Source organism: Maritalea mediterranea, assembly GCF_021568695.1.
In the GTDB taxonomy this organism is placed as follows: Bacteria; Pseudomonadota; Alphaproteobacteria; order Rhizobiales; family Devosiaceae; genus Maritalea; species Maritalea mediterranea.
Genome location: NZ_JAKGTI010000001.1, coordinates 1,794,054 through 1,810,238, shown reverse-complemented (window position 1 = coordinate 1,810,238; position 16,185 = coordinate 1,794,054). Strand labels below are relative to the sequence as shown.

At 52.2% G+C, this 16,185-nt stretch carries 15 protein-coding genes; 13 read left to right on the top strand and 2 right to left on the bottom strand.

Annotated features, from left to right (window positions below):
• Window positions 1-130: 130 nt before the first annotated feature.
• The 13 genes from rpsB to L1I42_RS08630 all read left to right on the top strand — a co-directional run bounded on the left by rpsB (window position 131) and on the right by L1I42_RS08630 (window position 13,084).
• Window positions 131-1,171, top strand: coding sequence for a 30S ribosomal protein S2 (rpsB, locus tag L1I42_RS08690; RefSeq protein WP_236114080.1), 1,041 nt, complete (start codon window positions 131-133; stop codon window positions 1,169-1,171).
• Between the two features lie 92 nt (window positions 1,172-1,263).
• Window positions 1,264-2,187 carry a translation elongation factor Ts gene (tsf, locus tag L1I42_RS08685; protein WP_236114079.1) on the top strand — a complete coding sequence of 308 codons (924 nt, stop codon included), beginning with the start codon at window positions 1,264-1,266 and terminating at the stop codon, window positions 2,185-2,187.
• A 66-nt stretch (window positions 2,188-2,253) separates the two neighbouring features.
• Complete coding sequence (gene pyrH / locus L1I42_RS08680; protein ID WP_236114078.1) at window positions 2,254-2,967, top strand: UMP kinase; 714 nt, start codon at window positions 2,254-2,256, stop codon at window positions 2,965-2,967.
• 24 nt (window positions 2,968-2,991) lie between these two features.
• Window positions 2,992-3,549, top strand: coding sequence for a ribosome recycling factor (gene frr / locus L1I42_RS08675; protein WP_236114077.1), 558 nt, complete (start codon window positions 2,992-2,994; stop codon window positions 3,547-3,549).
• An 11-nt stretch (window positions 3,550-3,560) separates the two neighbouring features.
• Window positions 3,561-4,310: an undecaprenyl pyrophosphate synthase gene (gene uppS, locus L1I42_RS08670; RefSeq protein ID WP_236114076.1), complete on the top strand. Its 750-nt coding sequence runs from the start codon at window positions 3,561-3,563 to the stop codon at window positions 4,308-4,310.
• Window positions 4,307-5,158 carry a phosphatidate cytidylyltransferase gene (locus L1I42_RS08665; protein WP_236114075.1) on the top strand — a complete coding sequence of 284 codons (852 nt, stop codon included), beginning with the start codon at window positions 4,307-4,309 and terminating at the stop codon, window positions 5,156-5,158. Before uppS ends, L1I42_RS08665 begins: the two co-directional genes overlap by 4 nt.
• Before the next feature lie 21 nt (window positions 5,159-5,179).
• Window positions 5,180-6,280 carry an RIP metalloprotease RseP gene (gene rseP, locus L1I42_RS08660; protein ID WP_236114074.1) on the top strand — a complete coding sequence of 367 codons (1,101 nt, stop codon included), beginning with the start codon at window positions 5,180-5,182 and terminating at the stop codon, window positions 6,278-6,280.
• A gap of 219 nt (window positions 6,281-6,499) precedes the next feature.
• Complete coding sequence (gene bamA / locus L1I42_RS08655) at window positions 6,500-8,815, top strand: outer membrane protein assembly factor BamA (RefSeq protein WP_236114073.1); 2,316 nt, start codon at window positions 6,500-6,502, stop codon at window positions 8,813-8,815.
• A 71-nt stretch (window positions 8,816-8,886) separates the two neighbouring features.
• Window positions 8,887-9,909: a UDP-3-O-(3-hydroxymyristoyl)glucosamine N-acyltransferase gene (gene lpxD / locus L1I42_RS08650; RefSeq protein ID WP_236114072.1), complete on the top strand. Its 1,023-nt coding sequence runs from the start codon at window positions 8,887-8,889 to the stop codon at window positions 9,907-9,909.
• Window positions 9,910-9,931: 22 nt separating this feature from the next.
• Complete coding sequence (fabZ, locus tag L1I42_RS08645) at window positions 9,932-10,390, top strand: 3-hydroxyacyl-ACP dehydratase FabZ (protein WP_133571060.1); 459 nt, start codon at window positions 9,932-9,934, stop codon at window positions 10,388-10,390.
• Window positions 10,387-11,199 carry an acyl-ACP--UDP-N-acetylglucosamine O-acyltransferase gene (gene lpxA / locus L1I42_RS08640; RefSeq protein ID WP_439651490.1) on the top strand — a complete coding sequence of 271 codons (813 nt, stop codon included), beginning with the start codon at window positions 10,387-10,389 and terminating at the stop codon, window positions 11,197-11,199. Before fabZ ends, lpxA begins: the two co-directional genes overlap by 4 nt.
• On the top strand, window positions 11,196-11,993 hold the full coding sequence (lpxI, locus tag L1I42_RS08635; protein WP_236114070.1) for a UDP-2,3-diacylglucosamine diphosphatase LpxI domain-containing protein: 798 nt from the start codon (window positions 11,196-11,198) through the stop codon (window positions 11,991-11,993). Before lpxA ends, lpxI begins: the two co-directional genes overlap by 4 nt.
• Entirely contained in the window at window positions 11,993-13,084 is a 1,092-nt protein-coding gene (locus L1I42_RS08630) for a lipid-A-disaccharide synthase (RefSeq protein ID WP_236114069.1), read from the top strand. The genes lpxI and L1I42_RS08630 overlap by 1 nt, the downstream gene beginning before the upstream one ends.
• Before the next feature lie 3 nt (window positions 13,085-13,087).
• On the opposite strand, the gene gltA is transcribed toward L1I42_RS08630, so the two are convergent.
• Window positions 13,088-14,377 carry a citrate synthase gene (gene gltA, locus L1I42_RS08625; RefSeq protein ID WP_236114068.1) on the bottom strand — a complete coding sequence of 430 codons (1,290 nt, stop codon included), beginning with the start codon at window positions 14,375-14,377 and terminating at the stop codon, window positions 13,088-13,090.
• A gap of 151 nt (window positions 14,378-14,528) precedes the next feature.
• A complete protein-coding gene (gene gltX / locus L1I42_RS08620) occupies window positions 14,529-15,947 on the bottom strand; it encodes a glutamate--tRNA ligase (RefSeq protein WP_236114067.1) in 1,419 nt (472 codons plus the stop codon).
• Window positions 15,948-16,185: the final 238 nt, after the last annotated feature.

Genomic DNA, 16,185 nt, shown 5'->3' with positions numbered 1-16,185 from the left:
CGGGTTTGCTGTATTTCCGCGCTCATCAATTCGCACGCAAAGACGGCTGCCCGTTGAGGCCGCCATCCGGTGACAAAATATGTTGCAGCTCTTTGCGGAGGTTATAACCGGTTAAAAGGAGAGAAGGCCGATGGCACTTCCTGATTTTTCTATGCGCGAACTGCTTGAAGCAGGCGTACACTTCGGACACCAAAAACATCGCTGGAACCCAAAAATGGAACAATTCATTTTTGGTGTGCGTAACGATATTCACATTATCGATTTGGCGCAAACAGTACCTGCTTTGTATAAAGCATTGCAAATGGTGTCTGATACTGTGGCCGAAGGTGGCCGCGTTCTATTTGTGGGCACCAAGCGTCAAGCTGCGCCTGTGGTGGCTGAAGCTGCGCGCCAGTCCGCACAATATTATGTGAACTCTCGTTGGTTGGGCGGCATGCTGACCAACTGGCAGACCATTTCGAAGTCAATTGCGCGTTTGCGTGAGCTGGAAGACCAGGAATCTGAAGGCATGCAAGGCTTGACCAAGAAAGAGCGTTTGCAGCGGTCTCGCGAGCGCGAGCGTCTTGAGCGCGATCTGGGCGGCATTAAAGACATGGGCAACGTGCCAAACCTGTTGTTCGTGATCGATACCAACAAAGAATCTCTGGCCCTTAATGAAGCACGTCGTCTTGGCATCCCAGTGATTGCGATTGCTGATACAAACTGCGATCCTGAAGCTGTTGACCTGCCAATTCCGGGCAATGACGATGCTGCTCGTGCCATCGAACTCTATTGCTCTTTGGTTTCCAAAGCTGCCCTTGACGGTATTTCGCGCTCATCTGTTGCCATTGGCGAAGATTTGGGTGCTGCCGTTGAAGTGAACGAGCCTGTTTTGGAAGAAGCTGCACCGGTTGCTGAAGCAGCGCCAGCCGAAGAAGCGCCTGCAGAGACAGTGGCCTCTGACGATGCACCTTTGTTTGATAAGCCTGCCGGCGATGCAGATGATTTGAAGAAAATCTCTGGTGTTGGTCCGGTGCTGGAGCAAAAGCTGAATGACTTGGGTATTTACACCTTTGCTCAGATCGCAAACTTCAGCGCAGAAGACATTGCCAATGTTGACGAGCGTTTGAACTTCAAAGGCCGCATTGAGCGCGATGGCTGGATCGACCAAGCCAAAGAGTTGAGCGCTTAATTAGCTTCATAAAATCTGCGTGTTTACACGGTAAATACGATACTTTCGATTGGGCCAGCCCGACATAGGGCTGGCAACATAGGAGATTTAAAATGGCGATCACAGCTGCACTTGTGAAAGAATTGCGCGAGCAGACCGGCGTTGGCATGATGGACTGCAAAAAAGCATTGAACGAAACCAATGGCGACTTGGAAGCTGCTGTTGACTGGCTGCGCACCAAAGGTTTGGCCAAAGCCGCTAAAAAGGCCGGTCGCGTGGCGGCAGAAGGTTTGGTCGGTGTTGTTACTTCAGGCACCAAAGGTGCTGTTGTTGAAGTGAACTCTGAAACCGACTTTGTGGCGCGTAATGCCGAATTCCAAGGTCTGGTAAACGATATTGCGACCCTTGCACTGGAAAAGGGCGATGATGTCGAGCAGCTTGCTGCGGCAACTTATCCTGGCAAGTCCCACTCCGTTGCTGACGAAGTGACAAATGCTGTTGCAAAAATCGGCGAGAACATGACCTTGCGTCGTTCGGCCACTGTTTCTGTGGATGAAGGCGTTGTTTGCAGCTATGTGCACAACGCGGTTGTCGACGGTCTTGGCGGCATCGGCATTCTTGTTGGATTGAAAACTTCTGGTGACGCATCGAAGCTGGAAGGCATTGGCCGTCAGTTGGCTATGCATATCGCTGCTACAAATCCATTGGCCATTTCGCCTGAAGGTTTGGACCAGGACGTTGTGGACCGCGAACGCGCTGTTTTTGCCGAGCAGGCCGCCGGTTCAGGCAAACCTGCTGAAATCGTTGAGAAAATGGTCGAAGGCCGCATGCGCAAATATTACGAAGAAGTGTGCTTGCTGTCTCAAACATTCGTTATTGATGGCGAAACCAAAGTTGGCGACGTTGTAAAGAACGCAGAAAAAGAAGCTGGCGCACCTGTTGAGCTGGTTGACTTTAAGCGCTTTGCCATTGGCGAAGGCATTGAAAAAGAAGAGAGCGATTTCGCCGCCGAGGTTGCAGCCGCGGCTGGTAACTAATAACCTGATCTGGAACGAGAATCTTTTTTTCTAAAGTTCCCAACTCTAGACTAGGTTAGGGCGGCAATGGCCTCTCCATCGCTTAAACGTATATTGATCAAAGTCTCCGGCGAAGCGCTCGCCGGAGACGAATCTTTTGGGATCGAATCTCAATTCCTGGATGAAGTTGCAAACCAACTCGTCCATCTCACTCAAAATGGATATGAAGTAGCCATTGTGGTTGGCGGCGGGAATATTTTCCGCGGCATGGCTGTGGCTGCAGGCGGCGCAGATCGCGTGGTTGGTGATCATATGGGCATGTTGGCCACCGTGATCAATTGCCTTGCGTTGGGCGATGCGATTCGCCGCGCTGGCGGGAATTCGCGGGTCTTCTCCAATCTGGTCATGCCTGATGTGGCGGATCATTTTACCGCAAGAGACGCTCGCAAAACGCTGGAAGATGGTGGCATCGCGATTTGCGCCGGGGGCACCGGCAATCCCTTTTTCACAACAGATACTGCGGCGGCATTAAAGGCCGTAGAGCTAGATTGTGATGCCCTATTTAAGGGCACGAAGGTGGACGGGGTCTATGATGACGATCCGTCAACCAACCCGGATGCCAAGCGATTTGATGAGATTTCGTACGATGAAGTCATCGCGCGGGACCTAAAAGTTATGGATATGGCTGCATTTGCATTGGCGCGTGACAACAAATTGCCAATTTTTGTGTATGCTCTGGACGTCGAGGGCGGTGTTCAGGCCATTATTGAGGGGAAGGCATTGTCCACTCGGGTTGGATGATCGCTATAATCAAAGGATTAGAATATGAGCGAATTTTCTTTGCAAAATCTCGACCAGCGCATGAAAAAGTCGCTGGCGGCACTGAAAGAAGAATTTGGTGGCTTGCGCACCGGACGGGCAACAACCGGCCTTTTGGACCCCATCATGGTGGATGCCTACGGCTCAAAAATGCCCTTGAATCAAGTGGCTACCGTCTCTGTGCCTGAGCCGCGGTTGCTCTCTGTGCAGGTGTGGGACAAGGGTATGACCCAATCGGTTGAAAAGGCCATCCGTGAATCTTCCCTGGGTTTGAACCCGATGGCTGAAGGTACCGTGATCCGCGTGGCCCTGCCTGAGTTGAACGAAGAGCGCCGCAAGGAGCTTACCAAGGTTGCACACCAATATGCCGAGCAAGCTAAGGTAGCGATTCGCCACATCCGTCGCGATGGTATGGATGCGCTGAAAAAACAAGAAAAAGACGGCGATATCAGCAAGGATGATATGCACCAGAAATCCGACGAGGTGCAAAAACTTACCGACAATGCGGTTGCGGAAGTCGACAAATTGTTGGCCTCCAAAGAAGCCGACATTATGCAAGTTTAGATTGCGATAAAATGTCTTATGAACCGGCCATAGAGTCATCTGACGCGCCAGCATACGCGGTTTTGCCGCGGCATATCGGCGTGATTATGGATGGCAATGGCCGGTGGGCAAGTGTGCAAGGTAAACCGCGCAATGAGGGCCACCGCGCCGGTGTTGAGGCCTTGCGTCGATTGGTTGCGTGTGCCGTTGAGTTCGACATTGAATATTTGACGATATTCAGTTTTTCTTCGGAGAACTGGACACGCCCTCAGGATGAGATTAACGCCATTTTGGGGCTGATGAAGCGATTTGTGGCGTCGGATATCAGTAAATTTGTGGCCCATAATGTTCGGGTTCGCATATTAGGGCGTCGCGAAGGCCTGTCCAAAGCGATCTTGCAAATGATCGAACAGGCGGAGAGCCGCACTGCACACTGCACGGGGCTGCAACTCAATGTTGCCTTCAATTATGGCGGCCGCCAAGAGATCACCGATGCGGTGCGCGCACTTGCACAGGATGTGGCTGCCGGCAAATTGCAGCCGGATGAGGTGGATGAAACCGCGATCGCGCAAAAACTATATACGGCAAACATGCCTGACCCGGATCTGATCTTCAGATCAAGTGGTGAAGAGCGTTTATCCAACTTCTTGTTGTGGCAAGCCGCCTATGCTGAATTTGTGTTTTTCGACGAATATTGGCCCGAATTCAACCGCGACATTTTTATGCGCACTCTAGACGAATTTGCTGGACGCAAGCGTAGATTTGGGGGCGTAGAGACATGAGCCAAAGCCCTGCGGGTCGCAAAGGACCGAATTGGAGTGATCTACGTCCGCGCCTTCTGTCTGCTTTTTTGCTTATACCGATTGTGGCGGCTGCCATTATATATGGCGATATAGCAGTGGCTGCGCTGGTGGCTGTGGCCGTCGCGCTTGCCTATCAGGAATGGTCGCGCATGGTGGGGCAGGGCAAAATGAACCGCTTCACCTATCTGATTATGGGACTGCTGGCGGTTGGAGCTGTTGTTTATCCGATTGCCGGGTTCACGGCGAGCCTAGTGTTTTTCGTGCTTGGCGCCCTTGTGGCGGCTCTCTCCGTTGACTGGCGACAGTGGCGCTTGCCTTATTATGCAGCGGGAGCGATTTTTTTCGGCGTGGCCGCCATTTGTATTTTAGCATTGCGTGGCGATAGTGTTGCTGGCATCTGGGCCACAGTGTTTCTTGCCGCGGTGATCTGGTTGACCGATAGTGGCGCCTTTTTCGTCGGGCGTTTGCTGGGCGGTGTAAAGCTTTCACCTGAAATCTCGCCGTCAAAGACCTGGTCTGGTGCGCTTGGTGGATTGGCTTTTGGCACAATGGGTGGTCTAATCGTCTGGCTCATGGCGACCGACAGTCCGTTTTGGATCGGGATCTTGATTGCATCAGTGTTGAGCATTGTGGCGCAACTGGGAGATCTTGTGGAAAGTGCGCTGAAACGCCGTTTCTTGATTAAGGACAGCGGTGATATTATTCCCGGACACGGCGGCATTCTAGATCGTATTGACAGTTTTACCTTCGGCGGCATTCTTCTTTTCTTGATTGGCGTCATTCATGCGGCATCCGATCAGGTGGCTCAGGGCGTACTTATCTGGTAACGCAATTTCATAAAGGCAATCATGACCGGCTTGTTTGGTATTCTCCTTCCGTTTCTCATCGTTTTAGTTGTGATCGTTTTCGTTCACGAGATGGGCCATTATCTTGTGGCCCGGTGGAATAATGTCGCGGTCGAAAGCTTTTCGATCGGATTTGGGCCGGAAATTGCCGGTTGGCATGACAAGAATGGTACGCGATGGAAGATATCGGCGATCCCGCTTGGAGGATATGTCAAATTTGTCGGGGATATGAACCCCGCCAGTTCGCCGGACAATGACGCGCTAGATCAGATTCCGCCTGAGGAGCGCAATCGCCTGTTTTATTACAAGAGTGTCTGGCAGCGTATCGCCATTGTGGCTGCGGGCCCGCTGGCAAACTTTATTTTCACCTTTGTGATCCTTTACGGCATGTTGCTGGGGTTGGGACGTTATATGATCGAGGCGCGGATTGACGGCATTTCGCCAGACACGCCAGCAGCCCAGTCTGAGTTGATGGTCGACGATGTGATTCTCGCTGTCGATGGCTATCAAGTGCGCAGTTTTGCTGATTTTCAAAAGATTGTCGCGACCAGCCCAAACCAGACACTTCCATTTTTGATCGAGCGTAATGGTCGTGAGCTCGAGATATTGGTGCAAACCGGCGCGCGGATGCAGGAGGATAGGCTTGGGAATGATGCTGAGATTGGCTTTTTGGGCGTTTCTCGAGATGCGACGCAGCAAGATGTGCGATTTGTACGGCCCGGTCCCATCGAGGCGATTGGCATAACAATTGAAGAAATTGTTTTTATTGTTGACCGCTCCTTCAAATTTTTGGGTGAATTGCTCATGGGGCGCGGCGATGTGGAGCAGCTTGGGGGGCCGGTTAAGATCGCTCAAATCTCCGGCGAGGCTGCCTCTTTGGGTATTTTCTCCCTGATTAGCCTGACCGCGCTATTGTCTTTGAATATTGGTATTTTCAACCTGTTTCCGATCCCCTTGTTGGATGGCGGGCACTTGCTTTATTACGCGATCGAAGCGGTTCGCGGGCGGCCCTTGAGTCGTGAGATTCAGGAAATGGGGTTTCGTTTCGGACTTTTCCTGGTCATGTCGTTGATGGTGTTTACACTGGTCAACGATATCTTTTAAAAAGCGATTCAAACGCTGGTTATTCGACAAAGCATATTTGAAATCAATTGATTACAAAGTGTTGCAAATGGACACTTTAAACAATCTTTTGGTAACTGAGAGTCGGATTTGGGCTTGCGTTTGAGCTAATAAACAGTAAAACGGATAGTGGAGTTAGTGTCGCGAGGGGCGGGTGGTTTGCCGTGTCTGTTGCGCAAATGCAGAAAGGCTGCAAGAAACATGATTGTACGCGCAAAGCTTTTGCCGAGTTTCATTCTGGGACTTTTCTTGATATTTGGCGCACCATTGATGCCAGGTGCACTGAATGAAGTGGTGGGCGTTGAAGCCGCACAGGCCCAGACAGTTTCCCGAATCTCAGTAACCGGTAATCAGCGGGTCGATGACAGCACAGTTATCTCCTTTCTTGCTGTACGACAGGGGCAGCGCGCAACGCCTCAATTGATTGATGAGTCCATCGATTCACTTTATCAAAGCGGCCTGTTTTCTTCTGTAAAAGTGTTTATGTCCGGCAACACGCTGAATGTGCAGGTTACAGAGAACCCGATCATTTCAAGCGTGCTGTTTGAGGGTAATCAAAAATTCTCGGACGCTCAGCTTTCTGATATGGTGAATTTGTCGTCGCGCGGCGTATATACCGAGGCGGCGCTGCAGCAAGATATTCGCAGTATTGAGTTGGCGTACGATCAAGCCGGCTTCGATAATGCAACTGTGACAGCGCGTTCTGAAGTGCAGGATAATGCGCGCGTTAAAGTGACGTTCGAAATCAACGAGGGTGACCGTGCTGGAATCGCCGCTATCCGCTTCACTGGCAACAATGCGATCAGTGACGGGCAGCTTCGTGCCGCGATCAAGACGCGCGAGTCTCATTTGCTCAGTTTCTTGTTCCGTGATGACGTTTATGACGAAGACAAGTTGAATGTTGATCGTGAGCTTATTCGTCTTTACTACGCCAACCGCGGCTATCCAGATGCGCAAGTCCTGTCGGCTGTCGCTGAGTTCGACGCAGAGCGCAATGCCTACTTCATCAATTTCACCATTGATGAAGGTGAGTATTACGAGTTCGGCAACATCAATATTGAGACCAGTATTTCGGGGTTGAATCCTGATAGCCTTACTGGCGCAGTGCGCACCCATGAGGGGCGTCGTTATTCCTTGAGCAATCTGCAAAAGAGTGCGGCTGAAATGTCTAAGGACGCGGCCAATATGGGCTATAGCTTCGCTGAAGTACGCCCACGGATTGACCGTAATCTTGAAAATAACACCTTCAATGTAACCTATCTGGTGGACGAAGGTGCACGTCTTTATGTTGAGCGGATCAACATTTTCGGCAACACACGTACACGTGATTTTGTCATTCGTCGCGAATTTGAGTTCGCCGAAGGCGATCCGTTTAACCGCACCTTCCTGGCGGCTGGCCGCGAGGCCTTGATGGGGCTTGGCTTCTTCTCCACAGTGAATGTTTCAGTGGATCAGGGCAGTGCGTCTGATAAAGTGATTGTCAATGTGGTTGTGGAAGAGAAATCAACCGGCAATTATGCAATCGGGGCGAACTATTCGCCTGACGCAGGTATTGGTGGTGAGTTGTCTTTGACCGAACGCAACTTCTTGGGGCGCGGTCAGGATCTACGGATTTCAGTCGGTGCAACTGATGGTGCGCGGACCTATGACTTTTCGTTCACTGAGCCGCGGTTCATGGGTTTGAGAATATCTGCCGGCGTTGATGCCTATCGGCGTGAAACGCAAGAAGACAAATTCTATGACTATGGCACGACGAAGACAGGTTTCCGGTTGCGCACCGGTGCCCCGATCACCGATAATCTCAGAGCTTCTGCCTTTGTTGGTGTCGAGCAGACCGTATTTATTGACGAAGACAGCAGCGCACCATCCTATATCACCGCACTTGGGTCAGAAACCACAGAGATTTCTACCGGCTATGGCCTGACTTATACTGATGTAGATGATGTACGCTCTCCGAGTGAAGGTTACGCATTCAACTTCAACCAGCAATATGTCGGCGGCGATTTCAACTTGCTGAAGACCGAGGCCAAGGCAAGCTATTATCAGCCAATTATGCCCGATGCCGGTGTTGTTGGTATTCTGAAGGGCCGAGGTGGTATCATCAACGCACTTGATGGTGGCTATGTAAACCCAACCCAGACTTTCGTGGCTTCATCGCAAATTATTCGCGGGTTCAAAGGTCGCGGGTTCGGTGCCCAGCATAGCAGCGGGAACGCGTTGGGTATGACAGAATATCTGGCGCTAACAGCAGAGGTGGAGTTCCCACTTCCAGTGCTTCCCGAGAATTATGGCCTCAAAGGGGCTGTTTGGGCAGATGCCGCCTATATTGGTCATGACAGCATTGACCCGGCGCTGATCGACAGTGGCATCGGTGTGCAGACCCGCACTTCCATTGGTGCCAGCATTCTCTGGGATAGCCCGTTCGGGCCACTGCGTGGTGACTTTGCACATGTGATCGACAAAGACACAGCAGACGAGACACAAGTGTTTGCATTGACCATCTCAACCCTGTTCTAATCGAACACGGATGAGCGAGTTTAAAAGGATCGCGGCGAAATCCGCGGTCCTTTTTCTTTAGGGGGCAGGCGATGGTCGATCCGCGTTTTTATACCATAAAGCCAGAGGTGACGCTGGGTAGCGCGCTTAGCGCCCTTGACCAGGAAGATGTGGCAGCAACGCTTTCGTCTAATGATCTGGAACGTCCGCTTGCCGGCGCAGGTACTGTGCCCTTTCTGCATGCGAATGAGTTGGGTTTTGTCGCAGAGAAGCGCTATTTAACACAGATTGCCGATTGTACAGATGGCATCATTTTGGTGCCTGAGGGTGCAGATTTGCCGACGACTGCCTCTCCGCGGTGCGTATTGGTGCGCTGTGCGGACCCATATTTCTTGTTCACACATTTGGCGAACTATCTCTATCGCGACGGACTACGCTTGCTTGGTTATTGCGCCGATACATCGCCTGCGCGATTGGGAACTGGTGTGCATTTCAGCCCTAATGTTTATTTTGGCGCCGATGTTGAGATTGGGGATCATGTGGTGATCGGTCCCAATTGTTCGATCGGGCGGGGCGTTACCATTGGTCACAATGCCACCATTGGCGACAATGTATCCATTCACTGTGCCCATATTGGCGATGGCGTGGTTATTCATTCGGGGGCCCGTATTGGGGTGGAGGGGTTTGGCTTTCTGCCGCGACCTTCAGGACCCGAAAAGATCCCGCAATTGGGCCGGGTGATCTTGCAAAATGGGGTGGAAATTGGGGCAAATAGTTGCGTCGATCGCGGTACCCTTGACGATACAATTGTTGGCGAAAACACAAAAATCGATAATTTAGTTCAAATCGGTCACAACACGAAAATTGGGCGTAATTGTCAGATTGCCGCAAAATCAGGGTTTGCAGGATCGTCAGAAATTGGTGACAATGTGCTGTTTGGGGGACGCGCCTCTATTGTCAATAAAGCAAAACTGGGGGATAGATGCGTCGTTATGGCCTGTTCGATTGTAACCAAGTCGCAAAAAGCGGATAGTGTTTTGGCGGGCAATCCTGCTGTGGAGCTCAAAAAATGGCGCCGCATGCAGGCAAAGTTGAAAATGATGGGGCGCGAGTGACGCGTGGAGTTTGAGGTTGGGCATGTCTGATAAAGAATTGTCATCATTGGATATTAATCGGGTATTGGAGTGTTTGCCGCACCGCTACCCGTTTTTGATGGTTGATAAAATTGTTGAAATTGATGGGGACAATTCGGCAATCGGGATCAAAAACATCACGTTTAATGAGCCGATGTTTCAAGGGCACTTTCCTGGTGCGCCGGTTTTTCCTGGTGTATTGATTATCGAAGGCATGGCCCAAACGGCCGGCGCAATTGTTATTGCCGAAGAACAAAAGTCTGGCCAGAAACACTCTGTGTTCCTGCTAACGATTGATAAAGCCAAATTCCGCAAACCGGCTGGGCCTGGCGATGTGTTGGAGTATCATATTAAAAAGGCACATCGTCGTCGCACTGTTGGGCGCTATGAAGCGCGGGCAATGGTGAATGGTGTTGTGGTCGCAGAGGCCGAAGTCGGTGCAATGATTGTGCGCGACGAATAAAGATGACCACTATTCATCCAACAGCTGTTGTTTCACCTGAAGTTGAACTTGGGCGCAATGTTCAGGTCGGCCCATTTTGTGTGCTGGAAGGGCCGGTGCGCGTTGGTGACGATTCTATATTGCATTCGCACGTCGTTCTTAAGGGGCGCACCACAATTGGCACCAATGCTGAAATCTTCCCCTTCGCCTCTGTGGGGCACCGGCCCCAGGATTTGAAATATTCCGGCGAAGAGAGTTGCCTCAGCATTGGCGATTACTGCACCATTCGCGAGCATGTGACCATCAATCCGGGCACATCAGGTGGTGGGTTAGAAACCCGCATTGGCGACCACGTTTTGTTGATGGCTGGGGCGCATGTGGCGCATGATTGCCACTTGGGCGACCATGTGATCATGGTGAACCAATCCACTCTGGCCGGCCATTGCCTGGTGGACAGTCATGCCATTGTGGGTGGCTTGAGTGGGGTGCATCAATTTGTGCGTATCGGCGCCCATGCCTTTGTCGGTGCTATGAGCATGGTGGAAAATGATGTTATTCCCTATGGCTCAGTATTGGGGAATCGCGCCTATCTCGGCGGTCTTAATCTTGTGGGACTAAAGCGCCGCAATTTTGATCGCGAAGAGATCCACACCCTGCGCGCAGCTTACCGCATGATTTTTTCCAACGAAGGCACGTTACGCGAGCGCGTGGAAGACGCGGCTGAGCTGTTTGAAGGCCACAAGTTGGTGGAAGATGTGGTTGCTTTTGTGCGCAAACCTTCTGAGCGGGCTATTTGTATGCCGAAAAATGGGGTTGATGTAGGGTCATGACCAAACTGGCGCTGCTTTTGGGCGAAGGGGCGTTGGCCAATGTCGCCTTGCAGGCGGCGCAGAGGAGATACGGGGCGGCCCGCATTGTCCCCATGGCTTTGGTGCCTGCGGCTTGGCCAGACCTGCCGCTGTTTGATCTCGATAACCTGTCGGCATCAATCCAAGCCGCCAAAGCGCACGCGCCAACACATATTTGTGTGGCGGGTCGGGTTGATCTACCTCAGTCCCGTCGGGAGCGCATGGTACGCACCATCTCGCCCAATGTGGACGCGGAGGACGGGACATCTGATCTTGGGTTGGAGCGGGCATTTGGCGATGTCGCTGCCCAAATCGGGGCAACACCGATAGGTGTACAGGAATTTGCACAGGATTTGCTCGCTAAGTCAGGTCACCTGTTCGGACCGCCACATCCCCAAACAGAAGCCCATATTGAGCGCTTGTTGACTGTCACCCATTTGTTTGGCCAAACCGATTTGGGGCAGTCGCTGGTGTTCGCCGGGCTGCAGCCTGTCGCGGGCGAGGATATTGGTGGCACAGACGCTTTGTTGTTGCGCATGCGCGCCATCGGCAACGAGAGCTGCTTTGCGGCACCGTTGGCTTTGGTGAAGGTTAAAAAGCCGCAACAAAGCGGGGTTGGGGATTTGCCCACTATTGGGCAGCACACGGTGGAGATGGCAGCAGCGGCTGATATCAAACTCATCATCGTTGAAGCGGGGGCCACGTTGGTTCTCGACCAGGATCAAATGGAGAATGTGTGCCAGCGGCATGGCGTCACCATTTTGGGGGCAGGCTGATGCGGCTGTTCGTGGTTGCAGGAGAAAGCTCCGGCGATAAATTGGCCGCAGGTCTTGTGGACAGGCTCGCCGAGCAAAAAGATGTCGAGTTGTTTGGCGTTGGAGGACCGGCGTTACAGGCAGCAGGCGTAAAAACCTTGTTTCCCATGTCTGATTTGGCAGTGATGGGCTGGCGCGATGTTTATTTGCGGTTGCCGCTCTTATTGTGGCGACTGAAGCAGACGGTCGACGCCATTGTGCGCCAAAAACCGGATATTGTGCTGCTTGTCGACTCGCAGGAATTTTCACAGCGGGTGGCCGCCGGTGTCCGCAAGCATTTGCCGAATGTGCCCATTATCCTATATGTCGCGCCATCGGTTTGGGCCTGGCGCCCGGAACGGGCGGCGAAGATAAGGCCGCTCTATAATGAAATCCTTTCAGTATTGCCTTTTGAGCCCAAGGTTTTTGAAAAGCTGGGCGGTCCAAGCTGTACCTATGTGGGGCATAGTGGTGAACGGTTGTCCGGAATTGGGGCCAATGAGAAGTCTGATCATCTCTTGTTGCTGCCTGGATCCCGGCAAGGGGAACTGGATCGCAATTTGGGATCATTGCTTAAGGTTGCTGCCGATCTTCAGGAATTCGATCAAATTGATCTGGCCACTGTCGAGCATTTGCGCTCGCGTCTGATCCATCAATTAAAGGGGCATGACATATCGGTGACCAGCGGGCGTGCTGCGTTTGAAGCGGCGCTGTCGCGCGCAAAAATGGCCCTCGCGGTAAGCGGTACAGTTACTCTGGAACTGGCATTTGCTGACGTGCCGCATGTGCTTTTCTATGTCGCCGATAAAAAACTGGGCGCGCATTATGAGCAGGCAGGGCGCCCATTGGTTGGGTTGCCGAACATTTTATTGGGGCGCGAGCTGGTGCCTGAGATTGTGGGGACCACGCCGCGCTTAGCTGAGCTTGGCCATGCTGCTGAATTGCTGGCGCAGGATGAACCAACGCGGGCGCGACAGCGCGATGGATTTGCTGAAATACGCGAGCTGATGCAAAAAGGGGCGCCAGAGGCGCCCCGTCAGGATCCGGTTGACCGGATATTGTCTTATCTCTAGCGCTTAGCGCTCGGAAATGTCGATATAATCGCGGGCAGTGGCACCAGTGTACAATTGACGCGGGCGGCCGATTTTTTGTTTTGGATCGTCGATCATTTCTTTCCACTGAGAAATCCAGCCAACAGTCCGTGCCAGCGCAAAGATGGCAGTGAACATGGATGTTGGGAAACCAATCGCATCCAAAATAATGCCGGAATAGAAATCGACGTTCGGATAAAGCTTTTTCTCGATGAAGTAATCATCTTCCAACGCGATCCGCTCAAGCTCTTGAGCCACTTGCAGGGTGGGGTTGTTTTCCACGCCCAGCTCAGACAGTACTTCGTGTGCAGTTTGTTGCATCACTTTCGCGCGCGGGTCGAAATTTTTATAAACGCGGTGGCCAAAGCCCATCAGCCGGAATGGATCGTTCTTGTCTTTCGCACGTTCAATAAACTCAGGAATGCGATCCACAGAGCCAATTTCGCGCAACATGTTCAAGCAAGCTTCGTTTGCACCGCCATGGGCCGGGCCCCAAAGTGAGGCCACGCCAGCAGCGATACAGGCAAATGGGTTTGCGTGGGATGACCCTGCCAGACGCACGGTGGAGGTGGAAGCGTTTTGCTCGTGATCGGCGTGGAGCGTGAAAATACGGTCCATTGCCCGGGCCATGGTGGGTGACACCACATATTCTTCCGCCGGTACGGCAAAACACATGCGCAGGAAGTTGGCGGCAAAGCCCAAATCGTTGCGCGGATAAATGAAGGGCTGGCCCACAGAATATTTATAGGCCCAAGCAGCGATCGTTGGCATCTTCGCGATCAAGCGATGGGAGGCGATGACACGCTGTTTCGGATCTGTGATGTCCGTTGAGTCATGATAAAAGGCAGACATTGCGCCCACTGCGCCACAAATGATGGCCATGGGGTGCGCGTCGCGGCGGAAGCCTTCAAAGAACTTCACCATCTGCTCGTGGAGCATTGTGTGGCGCGTGATCTTTTCTTCAAATTCCGCAAACTCAGCCTTGCTGGGCAATTCGCCATTCAACAACAAATAGGAAACTTCAAGGAAGCTGGACTTTTCAGCCAATTGCTCAATTGGATAACCGCGATAAAGCAGCGTGCCCTGGCCACCATCAATATAGGTGATGCCAGATTCAGTTGAGCCGGTAGATGTGTAGCCCGGATCAAACGTGAAATGCCCGGTTTTGGCATAGAGAGTGCGAATGTCGATCACGTCCGGTCCGACAGTGCCGGACAGAACTGGGAACTCATAGCTTTCGCCATTTAGCTCTAATTTTGCAATCCGATCGGTCATGGTTAGGCCTCCTTCAAGATTCAAAAATGACTAAAGTCTACGTCCCCACTAACGTGAACTTGTCTGCCCAAGGATTGGGTTGGCTTTCAGGTATCGGATTTACCCCCGTTTAGCAAGTTACCAATGGGGAAACTTCCGATACCCTAAGTATTTATACCTTAGTCGTCTCTTTAAGACGGGACAGGCTCTCTGCCTTGCCGAACAGTTCAAGCACATCAAAGCAGCCGGGTGAGGCGGCCTTGCCTGTAAGCGCAGCCCGCAAAGGTTGTGCGACCTTGCCGAATTTCAGCTCTTTTGCTTCAGCGAAATTGCGCATCGTGTCGCTGATGGTGTCGTGATCCCAGCTCTCAAGGGCTTCGAGTTCAGGTTCAAGCGCCCGCAGCATTTCTACGGCATCCGCATCTAGGGCATTTTGGGCCTTTTCTTCGAACTGCAGCGGGCGCTGGGCAAAAATGAATTCAGCGCCGGTGATCAGATCGAGTATGGTTTTGGCCCGCGGCTTGAGCAAAGACAGGGCGCGCAAGACGGTTTCTTTATGGGCTTCAAGGCCCGCCTTTTGCACTTCAAAGCTCAGTTCGTCGGCCAAACCAACCATCAGATCATAAAGCCGCGCATCATCCGCTTCCTTGATATAGTGGGCGTTCATGTTTTCCAGCTTGGCAAAATCCATGCGGGCGCCCGCTTTATTCAGCCCCTCAAAGGAGAACCACTCAATAAATTGCTCGGAGCTGAAGATTTCGTCATCGCCATGAGACCAGCCGAGACGGGCAAAATAGTTGCGAATGGTTTCTGGCAAATAGCCCATTCGCCGATATTCACCGATGCCCAGCGCCCCGTGGCGTTTGGACAATTTGGCCCCATCCGGTCCATGGATCAGCGGTGTGTGCGCCATTACCGGCACGTCCCAACCCAGCGCATTATAGATGATGGTCTGGCGGGCGGCATTGGTGAGGTGGTCATCACCGCGCATAATGTGGGTGACGCCCATGTCATGATCGTCCACCACCACGGCCAATTGATAGATAGGCGAACCATCTGACCGCAAGATGATGAAATCATCGAGGTTTTCTGCCTTGAAGGTGACTTTGCCCTGCACTTTATCGTCAATCACGATCTCGCCCTCAAGCGGGGCTTTGATCCGGATGACGTAGGGCTGGCCTTCAGGTGCATCGGCATCAGTTTTGTCGCGCCAGCGCCGATCATAAAAGGCGTTTCGGCCTTCGGCGCGGGCTTTTTCGCGCATTTCGTCTAACTCTTTAGCGGTGCAATAGCATTTATAAGCGTGGCCATTTTCAAGCAATTGATAAGCGACTTCTTTGTGCCGCTCCTCATTTTCGGATTGCATCACCGGCTCACCGTCATAATCGATACCCATCCACTCCAAACCGTCGATAATGGCGCGGATGGCCGGTTCGGTAGACCGTGCCTTGTCGGTATCTTCAATGCGCAACAACATCTGTCCACCAGTGGACTTGGCCAGCGCCCAGTTGAACAGCGCGGTGCGGGCATTGCCGATGTGCAAAAAACCGGTGGGCGAAGGGGCAAAGCGGGTGATGACTTGTTTGCTCATGAGGCACTCATTTTGGAATTGTTGGAGAATTTTGATTGTCTGTGTACCATAGGTGAAGAATTGCGCAAGATCGGGATGTTGCGTGTCTTTTAAAGAAGTTGATTTAAAGCCATATTCTGCCCGCCGGGGACGGTTATTTTCGCCTTTTTCCCCCAACGGTAACCAGCCTCTATTTCATTCGGGTGACAGTGCTGTGACCCGGCCCAGAATAGATGTGGCGGTTTTTAGTCGAAGGCGG